This window comes from Rhizobium hidalgonense (assembly GCF_002914525.1).
Taxonomy (GTDB): domain Bacteria; phylum Pseudomonadota; class Alphaproteobacteria; order Rhizobiales; family Rhizobiaceae; genus Rhizobium; species Rhizobium hidalgonense.
On record NZ_LODW01000047.1, the window covers coordinates 80,594 to 101,262 of the forward strand.

The following is a 20,669-nucleotide window of genomic DNA, read 5'->3' on the forward strand; positions in this document are numbered from 1 at the left end:
GGTGCAGCTTCTCCTCCTTCATCTCGACGATGCTTTGGAGTTGCAGCCGGACTTCGTGCGCGCCTGCACGCTTGCGGGCGCGTGCCATCATGTCGACAAGCGGAGCGGCAGTGCAATCAGGTTGTGGGGCAGGCAGAGGATGCTTGCCGAACTCGGACGGGACATAGCCAGATCGCTGCCGCCGCGCAGCAGAGGGCCGCAGCTTGCCTTCATGGGCTCGGGCGATTTCCATCACGTGACCGCGCTGCTGCTCGATGCCGCCCTCGAACGGCGCCCGGTTTCGACGACGCTCGTTCATTTCGACAATCACCCCGACTGGGTGAACTTCGAGGACGGCATGCATTGCGGCTCATGGGTCAACAGCGCCCTTTCAAACCCCAATGTCGAAAGGGTCGTTACCATCGGGGTCTGCAGCCACGACCTGCGCAATCCCGAGCGCAAGGGTGCCAATCTCGGTTGGTTGCGGCAGGGCAAGCTCGAGCTTTATCCCTACGAGCATCCGCCAAGCCGCGTGAAGGCCGATTATGGCAACGGCCCGAGCTACCGCCAGGACAAGGGCGCCTTGCACTGGAATTCCATCTCCGCGATCGGCGAGGACAATTTCATCGACCGGATCCTCAGCCGCATCGGCACCGAAGCAGTCTATGTCACGGTCGACAAGGACGTACTCGCCGCCGATGACGCCGTGACCAACTGGGATCAGGGGCGCATGCGGCTGCCCTATCTGATGGCGCTGATCAGCGAGATCGGCAGCCGCCATCGCATTATCGGCGCCGATGTCATCGGCGACTATTCGGTGCCGAGCTATGCCGGCGGCTTCACGACCCGCCTGCTCAAGCAGGCCGAAATCTTCATCGATCAACCGCGTCTGCGGCAGGCGGCCGATGCGGTGCGAAACATCAACAGCGCTGCAAATCACGCATTGCTGGAAGTCCTGGCGGAATCGATGGGATGACCGGCAGCCTCCGATTGCCGATGCTCGGCCTGATCCTTTTCTGCGTGCTGGCGGAAACGGCGCGCGAGGTCTGTTTCAAGCAGGCTGCCAGCGACAGCCCCGTGCTGGCGACGCTCATCAAACCGCTGACCTGGCTCGGCATCGCCTTCTGGGCCATCGAACTGCTTGCCTGGACGGCCGTGCTTGCCAGCGTGCCGCTCACCATCGCCTTTCCGCTGATGGCGCTGAGCTATGTGGCGACCGTCGTCGCCGGCGCCGTCATCTTCAGGGAAAATATCAACCTTCGTCACGCGACGGGCGTGTTTCTCGTTACCGCCGGCGTGGCCTGTGTCGGAGCAACCGGACTATGAAAATCTTTGCTCATACCAGGTGGGATGCCGCCCCCGTGCTTGCCGCCGTGGCGCATCTCGTTTTCGACGTCTACCTGATCGTCGGCTTCCAGAGCCGGCCGCTCTGGGCCTCGTTGATCCTCGGCTGCCTCTATGCCGTGTCGATATCCTGGAACATCAACAGCATCTCGCATAATTTCATCCACACCCCCTATTTCAAGCCGCACTGGATGAATTACGCCTTCAGCCTGCTGGAGTCGGTGGCGATCGGCTTTTCCCAGACCTATTACCATTGGGTGCATATGCGCCATCACTCCGGCAACAGTGACCGGCCGGACGAGAAGGGCGAGACGATCGATCTTCTGTCGATCTATCGCCATGGCCGGAACGGCGAGCCGGAAAACGTCTGGTCCTATACGCTGAAGAGCTTCTTCCGCGACAGTCTCGGCGATATCCACCAGGCCATTGCCAAGCGGCGTCCCTTCGATGCCGCCTGGGGCCGTTTCGAGCTGCTGGCCTTTCTCGGCCTGGCGGCGATTGCGCTGATCTACGACTGGAAGGCCGTCCTGTTCTTCGTGCCCTTCTATTATGCCGGCAACTGCCTGTCGTCGCTCAACGGCTATTACGAGCATCTTCACGGCGATCCGGACGAACCGATTGCCTGGGGCGTGAGCAGCCACAAGCCCTTCTACAACTGGCTGTGGTTCGGCAATGGCTATCATGCCGAACATCATTACCGGCCGCGCACCCACTGGACGAAACTCCCGGCCCTGCACGAACAGATCAAAGACGAGCAGGAAAGGGCCGGCACGCACGTGATCAGCACCTGCCATGCGTTCGGCTTCATGGCTCCGGAAAACCGCGAGGCGGAGCTTCGGCATGAGGTCTGAGGAATTGAGTTTCTTCCTGGAGGGCACGAATGGCAAAGGTGTGCTGCTGATCCATGGCCTGACCGGGGCGCCGGCCGAGATGAAGCTTGTCGCCCGCCAGCTCAACCGTCGCGGCTACAGCGTTCATGCGCCGCTGCTGGCCGGTCATGGAGAGGATATCAGGACATTGCGCCGGACGCATTGGGAGGACTGGCTGAAAAGCGTGCTGCGGGCCTGCGAATTCCTGGCCGAGCGAACGCAGGAGATATTTGCGGCCGGCATCTGCGTTGGCGGCAAGCTGTCACTGCTGGCGGCCGAGCAGCGGCCGGATCTGATCAAAGCGGTCGCCATCTATTCGCCCTGCTTCCACTATGACGGCTGGGATGTTCCCAGGCACTATACGCTGCTGTCGCCACATATCGGATGGTTGTCGCGCATCCCTTTCCTCGATCGTCTCAATTTCAGGGAGAATGACTCCCTCGGCATCAAGGACGAACGGATGCGGCGCATGGTCGAAGGCATGGCAGGCGAAGGCATGCTCGAGAAATTCCCCGGCCGCGGCATCGTCGAAATGCACCGGCTGGGCAAGGCGCTTCGCGGAACCCTGCCGCAGATCCAGACACCGACGCTGATCCTGCATGCGGAAGAAGACGATCTGAGCAATCCCAGACATGCCCTCTACATTTCAGAGCATATTGGCGGGCCGCATGAACTCAGATGGATCAAGGACAGCTACCACATGATCCATCTCGATCGCCAGCATGGGCAGGTCGCGGCTTTCACGGCGGATTTTTTCGAGGCAAACCATGCTGCAATTCGCGCATAAACGTCCCTTTCCCGGGAGCGCCGATCCCGTCACGCAGGTCTACGACACGATCCGCGCCATCGGCCGCGAAGCGTGGAACGCCTGCTTCCGCGGTCAGGTCGAGGATTACGATTGCCTGCTGGCGATAGAAGGCGCCGGCATCGGCGACTTCGAGTGGCGCTACCTCACGATCGTGGAAGAGGGAAAAATCAGCGCTGCCATGCCGGCGTTCTTGTGCCCTTATCCATTGGATACCACGCTGGAGGAGGGCATGCCGCGCCGGCTGATCCGTCGCGTTCGGCAGCATGCATCGGGCTTTCTCGTTCTGCGGCTTGCCTGCCTTGGCTCGCCCTGCACCGAAACCGGCGCGATAGGCTTTCATGCCGACGTTCCGGAGGAGCGCCGCGAGGCGCTGTTTGGACAATTGCTCACTGGCTTCGAGACGCTTGCGGCCGAAGAGGGCTGCACGCTGACGGGGATCAAGGATATTCCGGCACCGGTTGCCGCCGAATTCCGCGCGCTGTTTTCGAAACGCCGTTATGCCGCCATCGGCGGCCTGCCGTCCGCCTGGCTCGATATCGATTTCGAGACCATCGACCACTATATGGCCCGGCTGTCGGCGGGCACCCGAAAGGACATGCGGCGCAAGCTGAAATCCTTTGATGCCGTCAGGGTCGAAATCAGAACAGAGATCGGCGATCTGCTTCCCCGGGTGATGGCGCTCTATCATGACACGCGCAATCGCAGCGAATGGCAGTTCGAGGAACTGACCCCGGCCTATTTTGAAGGCATCCTCACCCACATGGTAGGCCGCTCGTTCTGCGCCCTTTATTTCGTCGGCGACGAGCTGCTCGCCGCCAACCTGATCGTCCACGACGAGCAGCTTGCGATCGACAAGTTCTTCTGCATGGACGGCGAGCGAGGACGGCCCTACAACCTCTATTTCCTCAGCTGGTTCACCAATCTGCGCTATTGCCTCGATCATGGCCTTTCCCGCTACCAGAGCGGTCAGGCCTATTATGAAAACAAGGTGCGGCTCGGCAGCCAGCTTACGGCAAACACCATGTTCTTCCGCCACCGCAATCGGCTGCTGCAGGCGCTGTTGCGGCTGGTCTCCCCGCTCTTTTCGCAGGATGAGGCCAAGTGATGACGTCGATGCGCCTGACATGGCTCGCCGTGCCCGTCCTCAACACGCTGTTCCAGATCTTCACCAAGCTGGGCGCGACGCAGCTCGGCAATGCCGAGGGGACGACCTGGCTTAAAGATGCGCTGATCTCGCACTGGATCCTGGCAGCCGTCGTCGTCGAGATCGTCTGCTTCTTCATCTGGATGACGGTGCTCGCCGAACTCGACCTCAGCAAGGCCTTTCCGCTTTCCGGCATCAGCTACGTGCTGATCATTGCCACCGGCTGGTTCGCTTTCGGCGAACCGATCGTCAGCCTTCAGATCGTCGGCAGCGGTCTGATCCTCGCCGGTGTCTGGCTGATCGCCGGCGCATCGGAAAAAACGGGCTCCGTCAGCGACAATGATGTTGGACCGATCCTGCCACATGCCCATGTCAGCAAGGATCGGTGATGCAGCCAACCCAGAATTTCATCCTCCGTCACGCAAAGGGCGCTGCATCGGCGTTCAGCAATCGGGTTCTGGAGCGCGCGCTCTCGCGCATCGTCACCCGCGGCTGCCTCAACGTCACAACATCCAATGGGCAGCAGCTTTCCTTCGGCGACGGATCCGGAGAGCAGATACATGTCGGCTTTGCCGACCTTGCAGCGCAATGGGCATTCCTCATCGATGCCGATCTGCGGCTCGGCGAACTCTATATGGATCGCCGCTTTCTCATCGAACAGGGCTCGCTCCACGACTTCCTGGCGATGATGCTGCGTGAGGCGCAGAACGCCAAGCATCCGCTCATCGCCCGGCTGATCGATCGTGCCCGCACCTGGCTGCGCATCTTCCGCCATCGCAATCTTCCGGCCCGCTCCAAAGCCAATGTCGCCCACCATTACGATCTCGATGGCCGGCTCTACGAACTCTTCCTCGACACGGACCGGCAATATTCCTGCGCCTATTTCGAGAGCCCCGACCAATCGCTCGATGCGGCGCAACACGCCAAGAAGCGGCATCTCGCCGCGAAATTGCAGCTTGGGCCCGGCAAGAGCGTGCTCGATATCGGTTGCGGCTGGGGTGGGCTCGCCCTGCACATGGCGAGGCATGTGCAGGGCGGGCATGTGCTCGGCATCACCCTGTCTGAGGAGCAGCATGACTACGCCCAGAAGCGGCTTGCCGAACAAGAGCGGGTGGAGGCGGGCATCCAGTTTGCCCTGCAGGATTATCGCAGCCTGAGCGGACGGTTCGACCGGATCGTGTCGGTCGGCATGTTCGAGCATGTCGGCCTCGCATCCTACCGCGCCTTCTTCGAGAAATGTGCGGACCTGCTGGAAGATGACGGCATCATGGTTTTGCACACGATCGGCTGTTCGGCGACACCCGGCTTCACCACGCCTTGGCTCGACAAATATATCTTTCCCGGCGGCTACATTCCCGCGCTGTCGGAAATCCTTCCCGAAATTGAAAAAGCCGGTCTTGCGGTTGCCGATATCGAGGTCCTGCGACTGCACTATGCCTGGACGCTGGCACATTGGCGAAAGCGCTTCCTGGCGCGCTGGCAGGAGGCTGCCGCCCTTTACGACGAACGCTTCTGCCGCATGTGGGAATTCTACCTTGCCAGTGCCGAAGCCGCATTCCGCTACGAGGATCTGGTGGTTTTCCAGATCCAGCTCAGCAAGCGCAACGACGTCATTCCCGTGACGCGGGACTATATCGGCCAGCATGAGAAAGCGGCGGCGCAAAGTTCAAAAGCCGATCTGGAAGGAGCGGTTGAGCGTGATGCCGATGACGTTCTGGTCGGCTGAGCCGAGCCTTGAGGTGATCGGGCTGTCGGCGGCATCGCCCACCAGGCGGTTATATTTGTCGTAGATCTGCACGCTCCAGGCCGGTGAGACCGTATAGGTGGCGGCCACCGTGAAACCGATGGATTTGAGACCGCCATTCGCGTCGAACGCCTCGACGCGACCACTCTTGGCAGCGTCCTCGGCGGAAACCGCGAAATTGTTGCGCATATAGGCGCCGTTTGCCAGAGACATGCGCGGACCGGCAGACAGCAGCCAGCGATCGCCGACCGGCTGGAACCAATCGAGAGAGAGATCGGCAAGCAAACCGTCGCCGCCCCACAGCGCCTGACGCGTTTCCGCCCGCACACGCAGGCGATCCTCTATCGGCCAATATTGCGCAAAGACACCGGCGTCCAGGTTCCACTGAACCGAATGCAGACCCTGCAGTTCGGAATCGTCGAATGCCGACCGCCCTCCTCTCAGGCCGACGACAGGGCCGATGTCGACACCGCCGATATCGAACAGCCCGTAGTCGATATTATCGTCCGGCGCGCCGTATTCGGGCGCTTCGCCGAGACGACGAAAATCGAAGGACGGCATGCCGCTGAAGGAAAGATGCTTCGATCCTTCATAGGAAGGACCGTATTCGACGGATCCGCCAAGGGTTATGATCCACTGGTTATCGGAGGATTTTGCATCCTGGCTCAAGGCCGAACGAGACCCCAGGAGTAGTAGCAGCAACGATACCGCCGCCGCCCGGAATAATGCCGTGTCCCATGAGGCCATAAACGCCCTACTCCGCACCTCAAAGCCAGCGAACGATCCACTTTCTGAGGCGGCGCCGCTGCAATCTTTTAAAGCAAATTTCCCTTCTATGCCAACTGCCTTAGGGGCATCCAGTTTTATCCGAAGCGTCGCACTATTTCTTTTCCGCGAAGACGCAAATACTAGGAGGCTGCGCGACCTATCAAGCCTCACTGCACTGAGCGGCGCGCGAAACCCAGCCAGGGTTCAAGTTGTTCGAAGCTCACGTCCATCGGGTAAGCCGCACTGAGGTAGGGCACCGAAAAATGACCATATCGAAGCGATATCTGGCTTTCGGCTGCGGCTTCTCCGGCCTTGGCGATGGCGGCCAGATAGAGCGCGCTGGCAAGGCCGCTGCGATCCGCGCCGGCTTGACAGTGAATCAGGAGAGGCTTTTCGGCTTTTGTCATGAGGGCGATCAGTTGTTCGGCTTTGTCCAGTGTGACGATTGATCCGGCGGACATCCGAAAGTCGTAGTGCGTGATGCCGAGACCGCTGCTCGCCGCAACCTCCTCGTCGTACCAGGGTTTACCGATATTTTGGCCGCGCAGATTGATGATCGACCGGATGCCATACTCTTTGGCATAGTTTGAGAGGGCAGCGGCTGTCGGCTGCGCCGAGCGATAAATTTCCCCCGAGACAACCCCGTTGAAATTGCCGCTCAGGTTGAGCCAGCCGACGTAGCCGGCGATCACGGCAGCTATTGCGATCACACTCGTTCCGCCATAACAGAGGATTGCCTTCAAAATTTTTGACAGTTTCATCGGTCTTTTTGCCGCTTCAGGCGCCGCGTGTACCGCACCGTTGCGGCTACGATGATGAGCAAGCAGCCGGCTAACATGGTGAAGCCCAGCAGCACATGCATTGAACTCGGAGTGATATCAACGCCGAACGCAACGCTCAGCACGAGTATCAGTACCGCCAGTGTCAACCAAACGTCGGCGACAAACATGCTGAAGAGTTCTTTGAACACATCCGCGATGACGGTCATTGGAGCAGTTCCTCAGCTTTGGATCTAAGGACCCGGGACATGGCGAGCCCGGTCATCAGGAACAATGCTGCAAAAACAAAAAGCATCAGGTCCTGCCCCGGCCATTCGATGCCCAGACCTTCACCGGTCCAGAACACTCCGAAGCTCGACAGCATGATGGCCACTGAAAACTTTAGCATGTTTTCTGGGACTCGTGAGAGCGGCTTGTGGACGGCGACGCCGACTAGCAATACCAGGAGGCAGGCGGCCAGCGCCCCAAGCGAGGCCGCCCAGATGAGGCCTCGGCCGGAACCGACGGCGATCACGATGAAGATCACTTCCAGACCTTCGAGCAGCACGCCTTTGAAGGCTGTCATGCCGGCCAGTAAGTTAAGCGACGTCTGGTGGCGTGCGATCGCATCTGACAAATATGCCTGCTCGGCGCGGAAGGCCGCGATCTCGTCATGCAGCGGAATGATCCCCGCCGATCTCAGGATGGCTTTGCGCAGCCATCCCATGCCGAACAACAACAACAGGACCCCAATTGCGAGCTGCAGCGAACGCAGCGGAATGTTATCGAGGAGGGGGCCAAGGGCAAGGACCACTATAGCCAGCACCGCGAGTGCCGCCACCGTACCGGCGACAGCAGGGCGCCAGCCTCGGAGCGTGCCCACCGCCAGAATGATTGTAAATGCCTCGACCACTTCAACAATCGACGCCATGAAGGCTGCCACAATGGCCGGCACGGCGATGGCCCAAGATGAACTCTGCATGCTCTCGTTCCCGATTGTCGTAATGACAACACTGGCGAATAATGGTGTAGTATGCATGACAGGTCAAGGAGATCAAATGAACCAAGCGTCTTCTTTCGCCGAGTTGGTGGCATCCCGTAGCCCCAACCTCAGCCGCACCGAACATCGTGTGGCGCGATATTTCGCAGAAAACCTGCATCAGATTTTGGTGCACACAGCCATCGAGCTCGCCAACGCAATTGGGACTAGCGACGCCTCGATCATCCGTACCGCCCGAGCGCTCGGGTTCGACGGTTTGGACGGAATGCGCCGGGCGATCGCCGACGAATTCAGCGCCCAACTGACCTTGCCTGAACGGTTGTCACGGACAATCCTGAAGAATGCCGGAGATCTCGAGCAGGCCCTGGAAAAGACACTTACTGCCCAGGCAGAGGCGATTTCCACGCTGCGATCCACCCTCGATGCCAAAAGTTTTCGCGCCATCGTCCATGCGCTCACCGACGCCCGCGAAATCGTTGTGTTCGGAGTCGGTCCCACATCCGCTATGGCGCAATACTTCTGCACCCAACTCGGGAGGCTCGGCCTGAGCGGACGCGCGTTAACCTCCACCGGCCTATCTCTGGCGGACGAACTTCTGCCGCTGCGTGCCGGCGACGTCGTGTTCATCATGGCCTACAGCCGGGTATACCGGGAACTGTCCGTCCTACTCAACCATGCCCAGGCTCTCGGCTTGCAGACAGTCCTCGTGACGGACAGTCTCGAAAAGGAACTGGCGGGGCGTGTGACCCGGGTCGTGACGGTCCCGCGCGGCCGGGCCGATGATTTCAGCCTGCACAGCGCGACGCTGGCCTTCCTTGAAACCCTGCTCGTCGGACTGGCGACACTAATGCCTGAAAAGACTGTTGCCAGCCTCGACCAACTCAACCGGCTCCGCGCGGACCTAGCTGGACAGGCGATGACTCTCCCGCTTACCCAATCCGTCACATCAGACCCGAGACACGAGGACACCTCTCCGTGACCGATACTCAATGTCGACATCCTTGATACCATCGAGGAAATCCTAATTTCTCCAGAGCTACATTACCGCCACCTGCTGTCGCCCAGCAAACCCGCCCTGCATAACCCAAGGCCAGGCTCAACGAGAGAGAGTTGCGCGACGGCCGGCTGGCGATCTATTCCTCGGCCAAGCGTCGTTACCTTCGACCTGGTTGGACAAAGAGCTAGCGGATGCAGTTATTCAGGCAGATCGATAATGACAGATGCTATAAGCCCATGCCGCTCCTCGCGAGGAGCGAGCGTGACGCGCGCCCCTTGTCGTTCGGCTGCCGCTTTCGCGATGGCAAGCCCTAAACCGCTTCCCTCGCTGTCCTGAGCCCCTGCCCGGAAGAACCGTTCAAAGACGCGCGGCAAGTCTTCCTCCGCGATGCCGGGACCGGTGTCGCGGATTTCGATTCGAATTTCTTGCCCGCCAGTCAGCACCGCGACGTCGACGATTCCGCTCGCAGGCGTGTACCGAACGGCGTTCTCGATGAGGTTTTCAAGGATGATTTCGAAGTCGGCCAGCGCTCCGATGGTGAAAGCCTTGTCCTGGCGTGTGATGCCCAGGTCAACCCCCCGGCTCTCGGCAAGCGGGGTCAGGCGCGCAACCGTGTCGAGCGCGAGCTGGACAAGGTCGATCGCCTGCGACGTGGGCGCGGTCTCATGGGCGTCGTAGCGCGCCAGCCGCAAGAGCTTGTTCACGAGGCGGGTGGCCCTGCCGATTCCGGCCTCGAGCTCAGCTAAACCCTGAGAAAAACGACCGTCGCGGTCGTCTTGTCGAAGGTTGTCGATTTGAATTTGAAGCGCCGAGAGCGGTGTGCGCAGTTCATGGGCCGCATCCGAGATGAACCGCCGCTGTTTCTCCAGCAATGCGCGTAGCCGGGCGAGCAGCAGATTGATCGAACTTACGAACGGAACAACTTCAGCTGGCACGTCGTCGATCGGAACAGGGCTGTCCACGGTTGTGTCCCGGGAGGCGACCGCGACGGCCAGGCGATTGAGCCGGGCCATGATCCGATCGATAATCCAGCTCAGCGTCAGCAATGATAGCGGAATCAGAACGATAATAGGAAGCGCCGCCTGGAGCGCCGCATTCGCCGCCAGTTCCTCCCGGACGCTCATATCCTGGGAAACCTGAACAGTTCGATCCGGCGCGGCCAGCGTGTAGACCCGCCAATAGTTGCTGACGGTCGAAATGTCGACAAACCCGGTCGCTGGTTGGCGGGGAATACCAACGGCGGGATGCGATTGTCGCAACGGCTTGCCGGCCGCATCCCAGGCCTGGATGACGAAGTCGTCCTCGGGATCGTGCGGCGCGCCGCTATCTGGGCCTGTTTCTGGCGATGAACGCGCATCACCGACATAGAGCGCGATCTGCCGTAGCTGATTGTCGAGGAAGTCGGATGCCTCGTTCCTGACGAGGAAGTACGATGTTGTCGCCGCGCAGACGCCGATGGTCGCCATTAACCCGGCAAGCCATATGAAGGCCGTGCGTCGGATCGAAATCGTGCCTTTCACTTGGGAACCATCCAGCCGGCCCCTCGGACGTTGCGTATGATTTCCTTGTCGAACTTGCGCCGCACGTAATGGATGAGCACGTCGACAGCGTTGCTTTCCACCTCTTCACCCCAACCATAGAGCCTTTCCTCGAGCTGGCTGCGCGATAGAATGGTGCCGGGACGTTCCAATAGTGCCTGAATCAAGGCAAACTCGCGCGCTGGCAACACTTCGCCGCACCCACGATATTTCACCTCATGGCTCGACAGGTCGAGCTCGATTTCGCTCGTGGAGAGGATCGAAACCGCCTGACCGCCATGTCGGCGCAGGACTGCACGCATGCGCGCGAGCAGTTCTTTGACCTCGAATGGCTTCACCAGGTAGTCGTCGGCCCCGAGGTCGAGCCCCGTGACCCGATCGTCGAGTTCGTCACGAGCGGTAATCACCAGGATTGGCCTCTTGTCGCCGGCCGTCCGCAGCGAGCGCAGGATTTCCAGGCCCGAACGACCGGGTAGGCCGAGGTCGAGCAATACAAGACCATGCCCGCCGACGGCGACAGCTTCGCCCCCGAGTTGCCCGTCACGCACCCAGTCCACCGACATGCCGGCATCGTCGAGGGCTTGCACGAGAGCCCGGCCAAGCATGACATCGTCTTCGACCACAAGAACACGCATGCTTCAAAATAACCTAAACGGATTGCCCTGCACAGATTCTGATGCAGGCCGACCGTATTGCGGCTGACCATCTAAGACCCTCCTAATTCTGTGGGCGTCACATGCCTCCTCAAGTCCGTAGAGGAGCGCCAATCATGACTGTCCGCTATCGAATATCCGCCGCATTAGCCATGCTGCTCATGGTATCATCCGGCGCATTTGCTCCTGCTGTAGCGCAGGAGAAACTCATTGCGCCTGAGACGAACCCGCCGGGTGATATTCCGGATAACCAAGTCTTCGTTACCTACAACTCTCCCGACGGATTTGATCTGAAGGTGCCGGAGGGATGGTCGCGGTCCGCGATCGACCATGGCGTTCGGTTCTTCGATAAATACGATGAGATAGTTGCTACCGTTGGCATCGCGAATGCGGCGCCAACGGCTTCTTCAGCAAGGGCCCACGAGATCCCAGACCTCAAGACGGCCGAGCACGCTGTCAAAGTCACGGCGGTCAAGGATGTAAGGCTCGCAGCGGGTGCGGGTGTCCGCATCAGCTATGTGTCGAGCTCGGCGCCTAATTCGGTCACGAGCAAACAGATCAGGCTCGAGCACGAGCGCTTCATCCTGTTCAAGAATGGCAAGGCGGTCACGCTTGATCTTGCCGCTCCGGCCGGTGCCGACAACGTCGACCAATGGCAACTGATCTCCAATTCCTTGCAGTGGAGGTGAGTTCATGGCTGCGCTGGAGGCGACCGAGCTTTACCGCTTCTTTCATGCCGGCGACGACGAAGTCGTGGCTCTGCGCGGGGTGGCCCTCACGCTCGATGCCGGAGAATTCACCGCGTTGAGAGGCCCGTCGGGCAGCGGAAAATCGACGCTCCTTGCCTGCCTGGCCGGGATCGATGAGCCGGACGGTGGCGTCGTGTCTGTGCTGGGCGAGCGCGTGACCCGACGCCCCGAGCCGGAGCGGGCTCGCCTTAGGGCCCGTCATTTCGGCATGCTCATGCAGTCCGACAATCTGTTCGAGCATCTGACGGTGCGGAGCAACATTCGTCTTCAGATGGAGATTTCCGGTCGCGGCAGACCGGATGAAATCGATGGCCTTGTTGACGGGTTGGGCCTCGACGGCCTCGCCGACGCATTACCTTCCCACCTTTCAGGCGGTGAGGCTGCGCGTGCTGGCCTAGCCGTGGCGCTCGCGGCAAAACCGGCAATCCTGCTCTGCGATGAGCCGACCGCCGAAGTCGACGCGGCGACAGAACAACTCGTCATTGATCGCCTCCTCGAAAACTGCCGGAGCGGCGGCGCCGTCCTGATCGTCACCCACAGCCCCGCACTCGCCGCACGGGCCGATCGTATTGTCGACATTCGGGATGGAGGCATCGTGCATGGCTAAGATACTGGCAGCGGCCACCGATCTGTGGCGCAGCTTTCAGCGCGAGCGGGATATTGTGGCGGCCGTTCATGGCTGCTCCTTCAGGATTCACGCGGGCGAAACCATTGCCATCATGGGACCTTCAGGCTGCGGAAAGACGACGCTTTTGAACCTAATCGCGGGGCTGGACGTGCCAAGCTCAGGACAATTGAATTGGCCTGGGCTCGGTCCGTCCGACACATTGCGCCCCGAGCGGATCGGCGTCGTCTTCCAATCTGCGAACCTGATGCCCGCGCTCACCGCCGTCGAGAATGTTGCGCTGCCGATCCTTCTCGGTAACGGCTCCGACGCCGAGGCGCGCGCCCTGACAGCACTTGCCACTTTCGGCGACGAAGCGCTGGCGGCAAAGTTGCCGGAGCAACTCTCCGGCGGCCAAGCCGAGCGGATCGCCGTAGCCCGGGCCATTGTGACTAACCCAGAATTGGTTGTCGCTGACGAGCCAACAGGCCAGCTCGATCTGGCTGGCGCTTCGATATTGGTCGATAGGCTCCTTGCCTGGGGTCAGCAGACGGGAAGCGCCATCGTCATCGCGACGCATGATGAGCGCATGGCTGCAAAGATGAGCCGCATCTGGTGGATGCGCCACGGCAAATTCGAAAACATCGTTGAGAGGTCGGCATGTACAGGCGCTGGCTGATCGGACTTATCCGGACCCGTTCCGGCCGCTTGGTCGGCACGATCGGCGGTGTAGCGCTGACGGTCGCCTTCATCGCATGCCTGGGGTCCTTTTTGCAATCCAACGCGGCTCAGATGACGGCACGATCGGTCGCCCAGGTGCCCGTGGACTGGCAGGTTCAATCGCTGCCGGGGACGGATCAAAGTGCAGTCGAGGCTGCAATCCGCTCCGCCGCGCCGGTAACGGGCCTGGGGTCGATCGGTTATGCCGACGTACCTGGTTTTGAGGCGAGCACGGAAGGCACCGTGCAGACCACGGGCGGCGGCACGGTACTTGGCATCGGACCAGGCTATTTCGAACAATTCCCGGCACAGGTTCGACGACTCGTAGGATCAATTGACGGCGTTCTGATCGCGCAGCAGACCGCGGCCAACCTGCATGTCACGGTGGGGGATCAGGTCATCATCCACCGCTATCAAGTGCCCGACGTCATCGTCACGGCCGCTGGCATCGTCGATTTGCCGAATGCCGACGCAATGTTTCAGGCGATCGGTGTCCCGGCTGGCGCCGCACCACAAGCTCCGCCCGACAACGTTCTGCTGTTGCCGATGTCTCAGTGGCAGCAGATGTTCGAGCCGCAAGGCGCCAGCCGGCCCGATACGATCAGGAGCGAGTTCCACGTCAAACTCGATCATCATAATTTACCTTCCGACCCAGTCGCTGGCAGCACCTGGGCAACGGAGCGCGGCCACAATTTCGAGGCTCGCGTCGCCGGAACCGCGGTGATTGCGAACAACCTGGCGGCCCGATTGGGGGCGGTGCGCGAGGATGCCCTCTATGCGCGGCTGGTTTTCCTGTTCCTCGGCGCCCCTGGGGCCATACTCGCCATCCTGCTGACCTTTGCTGTAGCGGGAGCTGGGCGGGACAGGCGCCGTCGCGACCAGGCGTTGCTGCGCTTGCGGGGGGCAACGGTCGATACGGTTCTTCGCCTGGCTGCCGCTGAAGCGGCAGTTGCGGGTGTTGGCGGCGCGATGTCGGGGATTCTCCTTGCTACTCTTGCCGCCAATTTCATCCTGGGGACGGCGCTCTTGCGGCGCGCAGCTTTTCCATTGCTCGGCGCTGTGGCGGTGGCGGGGATCGCGCTTTCGCTCGCAGCGATCCTAATCCCCGCCTGGCGCGATGCCCGCGGCTCGACCATTGCGGCCGCGCGGCGGCCAATCGGCGTTGATCGGGCACCGCTCTGGGCGCGCTTCTATCTCGATCTGGCCCTGCTGGCTTTGGCGGCGGCGCTCTACTGGCGTTCGGCAGCGAGCGGATACCAGGTTGTTCTCGCGCCGGAGGGCGAGGCAGCGGCGGCGGTCGACTACACGGCCTTCCTCGCCCCTGTGTTGCTATGGATCGGCCTGGCCCTATTGGCCATGAGGCTGGTCGGGGCCGCGTTGCGGCAAGGCGGCTCGGTGATCGCCAGGACCTTGCGACCGGTCGCCGGACGTCTCGCGGGTGTGGTGGCTGCGACATTTGGACGGCAAGGCCGGCGACTGAGTGCTGGCATTGGTTTGGCCGCGCTTGCGTTTGCCTTCGCCGTATCGACTGCGATTTTCAACGCGACCTATGAGGCTCAGGCAAAGGTCGACGCTGAACTCACCAACGGAGCCGACGTCACCGTCACGGGCACATTCGCCGTGCCCGCTTCCCAGGCGCTCGATCGTCTTTACCGGCTGCCGGGCGTGGCGGCCGCGCAGCCGATGCAACACCGCTACGCTTACGTCGGAACAGACCTTCAGGATCTCTACGGCATCGATTCAACGCGCATCGGCACAGCCACGACGATGTCCGACGCCTATTTCGCCGACGGCGATGCCAGGGCGATGCTCACTGACCTCGCACAAACGCCCGACGGCGTGCTTGTATCGCAGGAAACGGTGAACGACTATCAACTCAGTCGCGGCGACAGCATCAATCTTCGCCTGCAAAACGCGGCCGATCACCAATACCATGTCGTGCCCTTCCACATTATGGGCGTAGTGCGCGAATTCCCGACGGCACCCAAGGATTCCTTTCTGGTCGCCAACGCCGCTTACATTGCGCAGCAGACCGGGTCCGCCGTAAGCGAGATCGTCCTTCTCCGTTCGAGCGGCGATCCGGCCCGCGTCGCTCTGGCCGCCCGAAACGCGATTGCGAGTCTACCTGGACTTAAGGTCAGCCAGATCGGCGATGCCGTCGCCCTGATCGGGTCGAGCCTCACCGCAGTTGACCTCGCCGGTTTGACACGGCTCGAGCTGGTCTTCGCGCTGGTCATGCTGGCCGCTTCGGGTGGACTGGTGCTAGGCCTCGGGTTTGTCGATCGCGAGCGCTCCTTCGCGCTCCTCGTCGCGCTCGGAGCCCGGCCACGACAACTCGGGGCCTTTGTCTGGAGCGAAGCAATATTAGTCACCGGCAGCGGTATGGTCCTGGGTCTCATGGCGGGCACGCTGATTGCCTATGTGCTCGTCAAGCTGTTGACCGGAGTGTTCGACCCCCCACCCGAGGTGCTTTCGGTGCCATGGTTCTATCTCGCTACCCTCGTTGCCGCCGCCGGGGGGACCTCTTTGCTGGCCGCGATGAACGAAGCAATGCGCAGCCGGACACACGTCACGCAGAAGCTCAGAGGTGAGTGAGGGCATGCTTTCCGCGCAACCCATGCCGTATTGCGGGAAAGCAAAAATATCGGCGGCCCAAACCATAAATGGAGAAGTAGAATGAAACGACAGATCCTTATGACCGCAATTCTAACGCTCGCGCCGGTAAGCATGGCCTTGGCAGCCCAAGCGTCCGGCAAGATCACGGCGATCAGCAAGAATGCCGATACGATCACGCTGTCGGACGGCAAGACCTACAACCTGCCCGAGGGAATCGAGGACACCAAACTCCGCGTCGGGGAGAAGGTCCAGCTGACTTACACGATCAAAGGCAGAAAAGCGGTCGTCTCGCAAATGACCCCGCAGAAGAAGTGAGACCTTGGGGCGGCCGGTGACATCAACGGCCGCCCCTTTTGCAGGCTATTTGCTGCGGATTTACTGCCTGTCGACCCTCACGCCGTCACCGGCCTAATTCTCAGCTAATAGAATCCACGTAGTCATCTCATGTAAACCGCACGCCGGTGGCAAGGCAGGGGGGCCCACCCGCAACCGCCGCGGGCTGCCACTCGAGCCTGCCAGAAATTGGGAATCCGCTGATGAAACAGATTATTCTCGCCATTGCACTTATTGTTGCACCGGTAGCTGCCTTCACTGGTTTTGAACTCTATGCCAACAATTCGCCCGCCGAAACGGCAGACCTTGGTGATCTGTCATCGCTCAAGACAATCATAGCCGACGTTCAAACCCTCGCTTCCAAAGGGGATCTGTCAGCCGCCGCAAAGCGCATTACCGACTACGAAACAGCTTGGGACCAGGCGGAGACTGCGATCCGTCCGCTAAACCCAAGTGCCTGGGACAATATTGACGTCGCTTCGGACGCGGCGCTCAAGGCGCTACGGCAATCAGCCCCATCGGCCGACAAGGTCAATAAGGCGCTCGCTGCCCTTATGGTGGAGCTCGACGATCCTGCTAACCCTCCTCAATAGGGCGAGGTCGCATTGGATCTCACGTGCGCTTGGAATGCCTGCGCTGTCCAACCTCAATGACGATTACCGCTTTCTCAAGGATACCCACAATGCCCGCCACCACCGAAACCGTCAAAGCTGTCGTTTACAATCGTGTCCCCCGCGTCACGCCAGACTTCTGGCTCATTAAACTTATGGCTGTCACGATGGGCGAAACGGCAGCCGATTATCTGAATGTGCAGATGGGCGTCGGTCTGACGGCGACATCGCTGATCATGTCCGTTGTTCTCGCGGGGGCTTTGATTTGGCAATTTGCCCAAAAGAGATATGTTCCCGCTGCGTATTGGCTTTCGGTTGTGTTAATCAGCATCGTTGGCACTTTGATCACGGACAATCTGGTGGACAATTTGAATGTGCCGCTGGTGGATACCACGATAGGTTTCGCGATCGCCTTGGCGCTGACTTTCTTGCTCTGGTTTCAGACGGAGCGCACGCTTTCAATACACTCTATATTCACGGGTCGGCGCGAGGCCTTCTATTGGCTCGCTATTCTGTTCACCTTTGCGCTCGGCACAGCCGCCGGCGATCTGGTGGCCGAGAAGTTCGCACTGGGATATCTGGCGACTGGCGTCCTATTCGGCATGGTCATCATCTCGCTTACCATCGGCTACTTCTTTCTCGGCCTCGATCCGGTACTTGGCTTTTGGTTGGTCTACATTCTGACCAGACCTCTAGGTGCCTCATTCGGTGACCTGATGTCTCAGCCGACGCAATACGGCGGCCTCGGCCTCGGCACGATTATAACAAGTGCGATCTTTTTAGCCGCCATCGTCACGATCGTCGTCTTTATGAGCCTACGGCATGAAGGCGAGGAATTCGTTGAGATCTGGGAGGATGGCGATTTGGCAGCGGCCAATGAAAACGAAAGTTTGGCTTCTGCCGGAGAAGAAGGCTGAGATGACATCCGCGCCTTGAGATCGGCAGCCAGGCGTCCTCTAACACAGCACTCGTCGCTTTCGGCGTTGTCGTATCTTTAGATTGAAAGCTCACTGAAAGCTTGGGGCAGTTACGGTCGCATGTGGATCTCGTAGAGGACGCCGTGAGGAGCTCGGCGGGCGATATCCTGTTCAGGAGGAGACTTTCATGCATTCATCACGCGTTTTCATTTGTTCTGCAGGCCTTGCCTTAGCGATGGCAGCCAGTTCGCTCGGTGGGACGGCAGCCCAAGCAGCCGACAAGGTCTCCATCATGGTGGGCGGCTATGAAAAGCAGATTTATCTGCCGGCCAAGCTTGCGGAAGCGCTCGGCTACTTCAAAGACGAAGATCTCGACGTTGAGCTTCTAAACGAACCGGCCGGCGTGGACGCGGAAAACGAGATGCTCTCCGGCGCCGTTCAGGGTGTGGTCGGTTTCTATGATCATTGCATTGACCTGCAGGGTAAGGGCAAATTCGTCGAATCCGTTGTGCAGTTCAGTCAGGCGCCTGGAGAAGTCGAACTGGTGTCCAGCAAACATCCGGAGATCAAGTCGCCCGCTGATTTCAAGGGCAAGAACCTCGGCGTCACCGGGCTCGGTTCGTCCACGAATTTCCTGACGCAGTATCTTGCGGTCAAGAATGGCTTGAAGCTCGGCGATTTCACCTCAGTTCCCGTTGGTGCCGGCCAAACTTTCATCGCCGCCATCCAGCAGGATGCCATTCAAGCCGGCATGACCACCGAACCGACGATCTCCCGCATGCTCAAAACCGGTGAGGCCAAAGTCCTGATCGACATGCGGACGATGGCGGGAACCAAGTCCGTCCTTGGTGGCACTTATCCGGCCGCCTCTCTTTATATGGACGCCGCCTGGGTCGATGCACACAAAGAAGAGGTGCAGAAGCTTGCGAATGCCTTCGTCAAGACGCTGCATTTCATCAATACGCACTCCGCCTCCGAGATCGCCGACAAGATGCCAAGCGATTTTTATGTCGGCGACAAGGAAGGTTACGTGACAGCGCTGGAAAATGGCAAGGCGATGTTCACGCCGGACGGTATTATGCCTGAAGACGGACCGAAGACGGTTCTCGCCGTTCTCTCTGAATTTTCCAAAAATGTTCAGGGCAAGACGATCGACTTATCAAAGACGTACACGACTGAATTCGCAATGAAGGCCAAGTAACCTATATCCGCGCCGCCTCCGGCGCTCGGAGGCGGCATCAAGTTTCGGCTAGGTCTTTTCTAGAACAGCTAAAAGCCACGCACGGTGCGCTTCGCAGGGGAGCGGGCAATGGGTGCTACCTTCGCACAGGCGGGCATCTTTTGAGACGCTGCCATCTGTGATTCATGGCGTCGGCCCACGCCTAATCGCTCTCGCGATTGCGTGCCCCTGTGCCTTCGCACTTCCGATATCGCCAATGATGCTCGCTCGCATGCCGATAAAATAAAGCCCCGGAAGATGCGATAATTGTTGAGCTCCGTTGATCAGCGTTCGCCCCTGTTTATCTAGCAGATCGAGGCTGCCGACCATCCGATCCAGATCGGGCGCGTATCCAGTCGCCGAAATAACGATATCTGGTGAACAAGACCGACCGTCTTTGAAATAGACGTGATCCTCATCAAACCATTGCACATCCGGCACCACCCTTATTGTGCCGGCTTTGATCGCTTTTACGGCGCCATCATCTGATGCCAATGCTATACCTTCTCTTAGTCTGGTCGCACCACCGGCCGCCGGCTTTCCGATACCGAACCGTCCGAGATCACCGAAAGCGACATAGCTCGTGGCGGCAAGTGCCGCATCGACGAGTCGCGTTGGAAGGCAGGCTAGAAACGGGGAAAGGCGATGGACGGTTACACCGAAAAGGCGCTTGGGCACGAGTGTCGGACTATGTCTTGACGACAGCCAAAGAGCGGCTGTTTTTTGCTTCGCCAGATGATTAAGGACGTCAAATCCTGAATTGCCGGATCCCACAACCAGAACGCGTTTGCCATCATAATCGCATGGGTTGCCAAATTCAGCAGCATGAATGACCTTGCCCTGGAAACGTTCGAGGCCGGTCCACGTTGGTATGATTGGTTTGCGGTCTCGGCCCGTTGCGATGACGACGTTCCGGGCTGTGACCGTCCCCTTGTTCGTCGCGAGTTGATAAACTCCGTCGCTGATCGATATGTGATCGACCTCCACCCCAAATTCGATTGGCATCGATTCTTTGGCGACGAAGTCTTCAAGGTGGGCGACCACTGCATCGCGCTTTGGAAAGGCTGAGGTCCCTACTGGATATCGCATGCTTGGCAGGTAAGAAAGATCCCGGTGAGTGTTGAGCGTCAGCTGAGGATGCCTCGCACGCCATTGATCACCAACGCGGCTCTCCCTCTCGAATATCCGTGGATAGATACCAACCGTCCGCAATTCGAAAGCGGCAATCAGCCCCGCCGTACCAGCCCCCACGACTACGGTGGATTCAGTCTCACTTGCCTGTATCACGATTTATCCAG

The 20,669-nt window shown here is 59.9% G+C and carries 23 protein-coding genes; 16 read left to right on the forward strand and 7 right to left on the reverse strand.

The genetic code is table 11. The features are described from left to right. The first annotated feature begins 1 nt into the window (after position 1). Genes ATY29_RS09390 through ATY29_RS09420 form a run of 7 tightly spaced genes read left to right on the forward strand, consistent with a single transcriptional unit; the run spans position 2 to position 5,870 of the window. Entirely contained in the window at positions 2 to 955 is a 954-nt protein-coding gene (locus ATY29_RS09390) for an arginase family protein (protein ID WP_097536375.1), read from the forward strand. Further along, complete coding sequence (locus ATY29_RS09395; RefSeq protein ID WP_097536197.1) at positions 952 to 1,305, forward strand: DMT family transporter; 354 nt, start codon at positions 952 to 954, stop codon at positions 1,303 to 1,305. Before ATY29_RS09390 ends, ATY29_RS09395 begins: the two co-directional genes overlap by 4 nt. Then, entirely contained in the window at positions 1,302 to 2,174 is an 873-nt protein-coding gene (locus ATY29_RS09400; RefSeq protein ID WP_097536199.1) for a fatty acid desaturase family protein, read from the forward strand. Before ATY29_RS09395 ends, ATY29_RS09400 begins: the two co-directional genes overlap by 4 nt. Then, positions 2,164 to 2,979 carry an alpha/beta hydrolase gene (locus tag ATY29_RS09405; RefSeq protein ID WP_097536201.1) on the forward strand — a complete coding sequence of 272 codons (816 nt, stop codon included), beginning with the start codon at positions 2,164 to 2,166 and terminating at the stop codon, positions 2,977 to 2,979. The genes ATY29_RS09400 and ATY29_RS09405 overlap by 11 nt, the downstream gene beginning before the upstream one ends. Beyond that, a complete protein-coding gene (locus ATY29_RS09410) occupies positions 2,960 to 4,105 on the forward strand; it encodes a peptidogalycan biosysnthesis protein (RefSeq protein ID WP_097536203.1) in 1,146 nt (381 codons plus the stop codon). Before ATY29_RS09405 ends, ATY29_RS09410 begins: the two co-directional genes overlap by 20 nt. Next, the gene (locus tag ATY29_RS09415) at positions 4,105 to 4,533 is read left to right on the forward strand and encodes an EamA family transporter (protein ID WP_037146849.1); all 429 of its coding nucleotides are present in this window, start codon (positions 4,105 to 4,107) and stop codon (positions 4,531 to 4,533) included. The genes ATY29_RS09410 and ATY29_RS09415 overlap by 1 nt, the downstream gene beginning before the upstream one ends. Further along, positions 4,533 to 5,870, forward strand: coding sequence for an SAM-dependent methyltransferase (locus ATY29_RS09420; RefSeq protein ID WP_097536205.1), 1,338 nt, complete (start codon positions 4,533 to 4,535; stop codon positions 5,868 to 5,870). Before ATY29_RS09415 ends, ATY29_RS09420 begins: the two co-directional genes overlap by 1 nt. Here the strand turns inward: ATY29_RS09420 and ATY29_RS09425 are convergent. The 4 genes from ATY29_RS09425 to ATY29_RS09440 all read right to left on the reverse strand — a co-directional run bounded on the left by ATY29_RS09425 (position 5,811) and on the right by ATY29_RS09440 (position 8,396). Further along, complete coding sequence (locus ATY29_RS09425) at positions 5,811 to 6,635, reverse strand: MipA/OmpV family protein (RefSeq protein ID WP_037146845.1); 825 nt, start codon at positions 6,633 to 6,635, stop codon at positions 5,811 to 5,813. The two genes, ATY29_RS09420 and ATY29_RS09425, sit on opposite strands and share 60 nt — an antisense overlap. A gap of 188 nt (positions 6,636 to 6,823) precedes the next feature. Further along, positions 6,824 to 7,417 carry a tyrosine-protein phosphatase gene (locus ATY29_RS09430; RefSeq protein ID WP_097536207.1) on the reverse strand — a complete coding sequence of 198 codons (594 nt, stop codon included), beginning with the start codon at positions 7,415 to 7,417 and terminating at the stop codon, positions 6,824 to 6,826. Beyond that, a complete protein-coding gene (locus ATY29_RS09435; RefSeq protein ID WP_097536209.1) occupies positions 7,414 to 7,644 on the reverse strand; it encodes a hypothetical protein in 231 nt (76 codons plus the stop codon). Before ATY29_RS09435 ends, ATY29_RS09430 begins: the two co-directional genes overlap by 4 nt. Then, a complete protein-coding gene (locus ATY29_RS09440) occupies positions 7,641 to 8,396 on the reverse strand; it encodes a COG4280 domain-containing protein (protein ID WP_097536211.1) in 756 nt (251 codons plus the stop codon). Before ATY29_RS09440 ends, ATY29_RS09435 begins: the two co-directional genes overlap by 4 nt. Before the next feature lie 76 nt (positions 8,397 to 8,472). On the opposite strand from ATY29_RS09440, the gene ATY29_RS09445 reads away from it, so the two are divergent. Next, on the forward strand, positions 8,473 to 9,393 hold the full coding sequence (locus tag ATY29_RS09445; protein WP_051679614.1) for a MurR/RpiR family transcriptional regulator: 921 nt from the start codon (positions 8,473 to 8,475) through the stop codon (positions 9,391 to 9,393). Positions 9,394 to 9,608: 215 nt separating this feature from the next. Here ATY29_RS09445 and ATY29_RS09450 read toward each other — a convergent pair whose 3' ends face one another. Next, the gene (locus tag ATY29_RS09450) at positions 9,609 to 10,931 is read right to left on the reverse strand and encodes an ATP-binding protein (RefSeq protein ID WP_097536213.1); all 1,323 of its coding nucleotides are present in this window, start codon (positions 10,929 to 10,931) and stop codon (positions 9,609 to 9,611) included. Further along, positions 10,928 to 11,584 (reverse strand): response regulator transcription factor, encoded by a 657-nt coding sequence (locus ATY29_RS09455; RefSeq protein WP_097536215.1) that lies wholly within the window; start codon positions 11,582 to 11,584, stop codon positions 10,928 to 10,930. Before ATY29_RS09455 ends, ATY29_RS09450 begins: the two co-directional genes overlap by 4 nt. Positions 11,585 to 11,718: 134 nt before the next feature. Here ATY29_RS09455 and ATY29_RS09460 point away from each other — a divergent pair, with 134 nt between their 5' ends. From ATY29_RS09460 to ATY29_RS09495, 8 genes are all read left to right on the forward strand, one after another. Beyond that, on the forward strand, positions 11,719 to 12,291 hold the full coding sequence (locus ATY29_RS09460; RefSeq protein WP_097536218.1) for a hypothetical protein: 573 nt from the start codon (positions 11,719 to 11,721) through the stop codon (positions 12,289 to 12,291). Between the two features lie 4 nt (positions 12,292 to 12,295). After that, a complete protein-coding gene (locus tag ATY29_RS09465; protein ID WP_097536220.1) occupies positions 12,296 to 12,958 on the forward strand; it encodes an ABC transporter ATP-binding protein in 663 nt (220 codons plus the stop codon). Continuing rightward, positions 12,951 to 13,634: an ABC transporter ATP-binding protein gene (locus ATY29_RS09470; protein ID WP_244597381.1), complete on the forward strand. Its 684-nt coding sequence runs from the start codon at positions 12,951 to 12,953 to the stop codon at positions 13,632 to 13,634. Before ATY29_RS09465 ends, ATY29_RS09470 begins: the two co-directional genes overlap by 8 nt. Further along, on the forward strand, positions 13,616 to 16,270 hold the full coding sequence (locus ATY29_RS09475) for an ABC transporter permease (protein ID WP_097536224.1): 2,655 nt from the start codon (positions 13,616 to 13,618) through the stop codon (positions 16,268 to 16,270). Before ATY29_RS09470 ends, ATY29_RS09475 begins: the two co-directional genes overlap by 19 nt. An 81-nt stretch (positions 16,271 to 16,351) precedes the next feature. Then, positions 16,352 to 16,606 carry a DUF1344 domain-containing protein gene (locus ATY29_RS09480; RefSeq protein WP_097536226.1) on the forward strand — a complete coding sequence of 85 codons (255 nt, stop codon included), beginning with the start codon at positions 16,352 to 16,354 and terminating at the stop codon, positions 16,604 to 16,606. A gap of 221 nt (positions 16,607 to 16,827) precedes the next feature. After that, the gene (locus ATY29_RS09485) at positions 16,828 to 17,217 is read left to right on the forward strand and encodes a hypothetical protein (RefSeq protein ID WP_097536228.1); all 390 of its coding nucleotides are present in this window, start codon (positions 16,828 to 16,830) and stop codon (positions 17,215 to 17,217) included. Between the two features lie 89 nt (positions 17,218 to 17,306). Next, positions 17,307 to 18,152, forward strand: coding sequence for a COG4705 family protein (locus ATY29_RS09490; RefSeq protein WP_097536230.1), 846 nt, complete (start codon positions 17,307 to 17,309; stop codon positions 18,150 to 18,152). A gap of 187 nt (positions 18,153 to 18,339) precedes the next feature. Beyond that, the gene (locus ATY29_RS09495; protein WP_037146802.1) at positions 18,340 to 19,353 is read left to right on the forward strand and encodes an ABC transporter substrate-binding protein; all 1,014 of its coding nucleotides are present in this window, start codon (positions 18,340 to 18,342) and stop codon (positions 19,351 to 19,353) included. Positions 19,354 to 19,515: 162 nt separating this feature from the next. On the opposite strand, the gene ATY29_RS09500 is transcribed toward ATY29_RS09495, so the two are convergent. Continuing rightward, positions 19,516 to 20,658 (reverse strand): flavin-containing monooxygenase, encoded by a 1,143-nt coding sequence (locus ATY29_RS09500; protein WP_097536232.1) that lies wholly within the window; start codon positions 20,656 to 20,658, stop codon positions 19,516 to 19,518. Positions 20,659 to 20,669 lie beyond the last annotated feature (11 nt).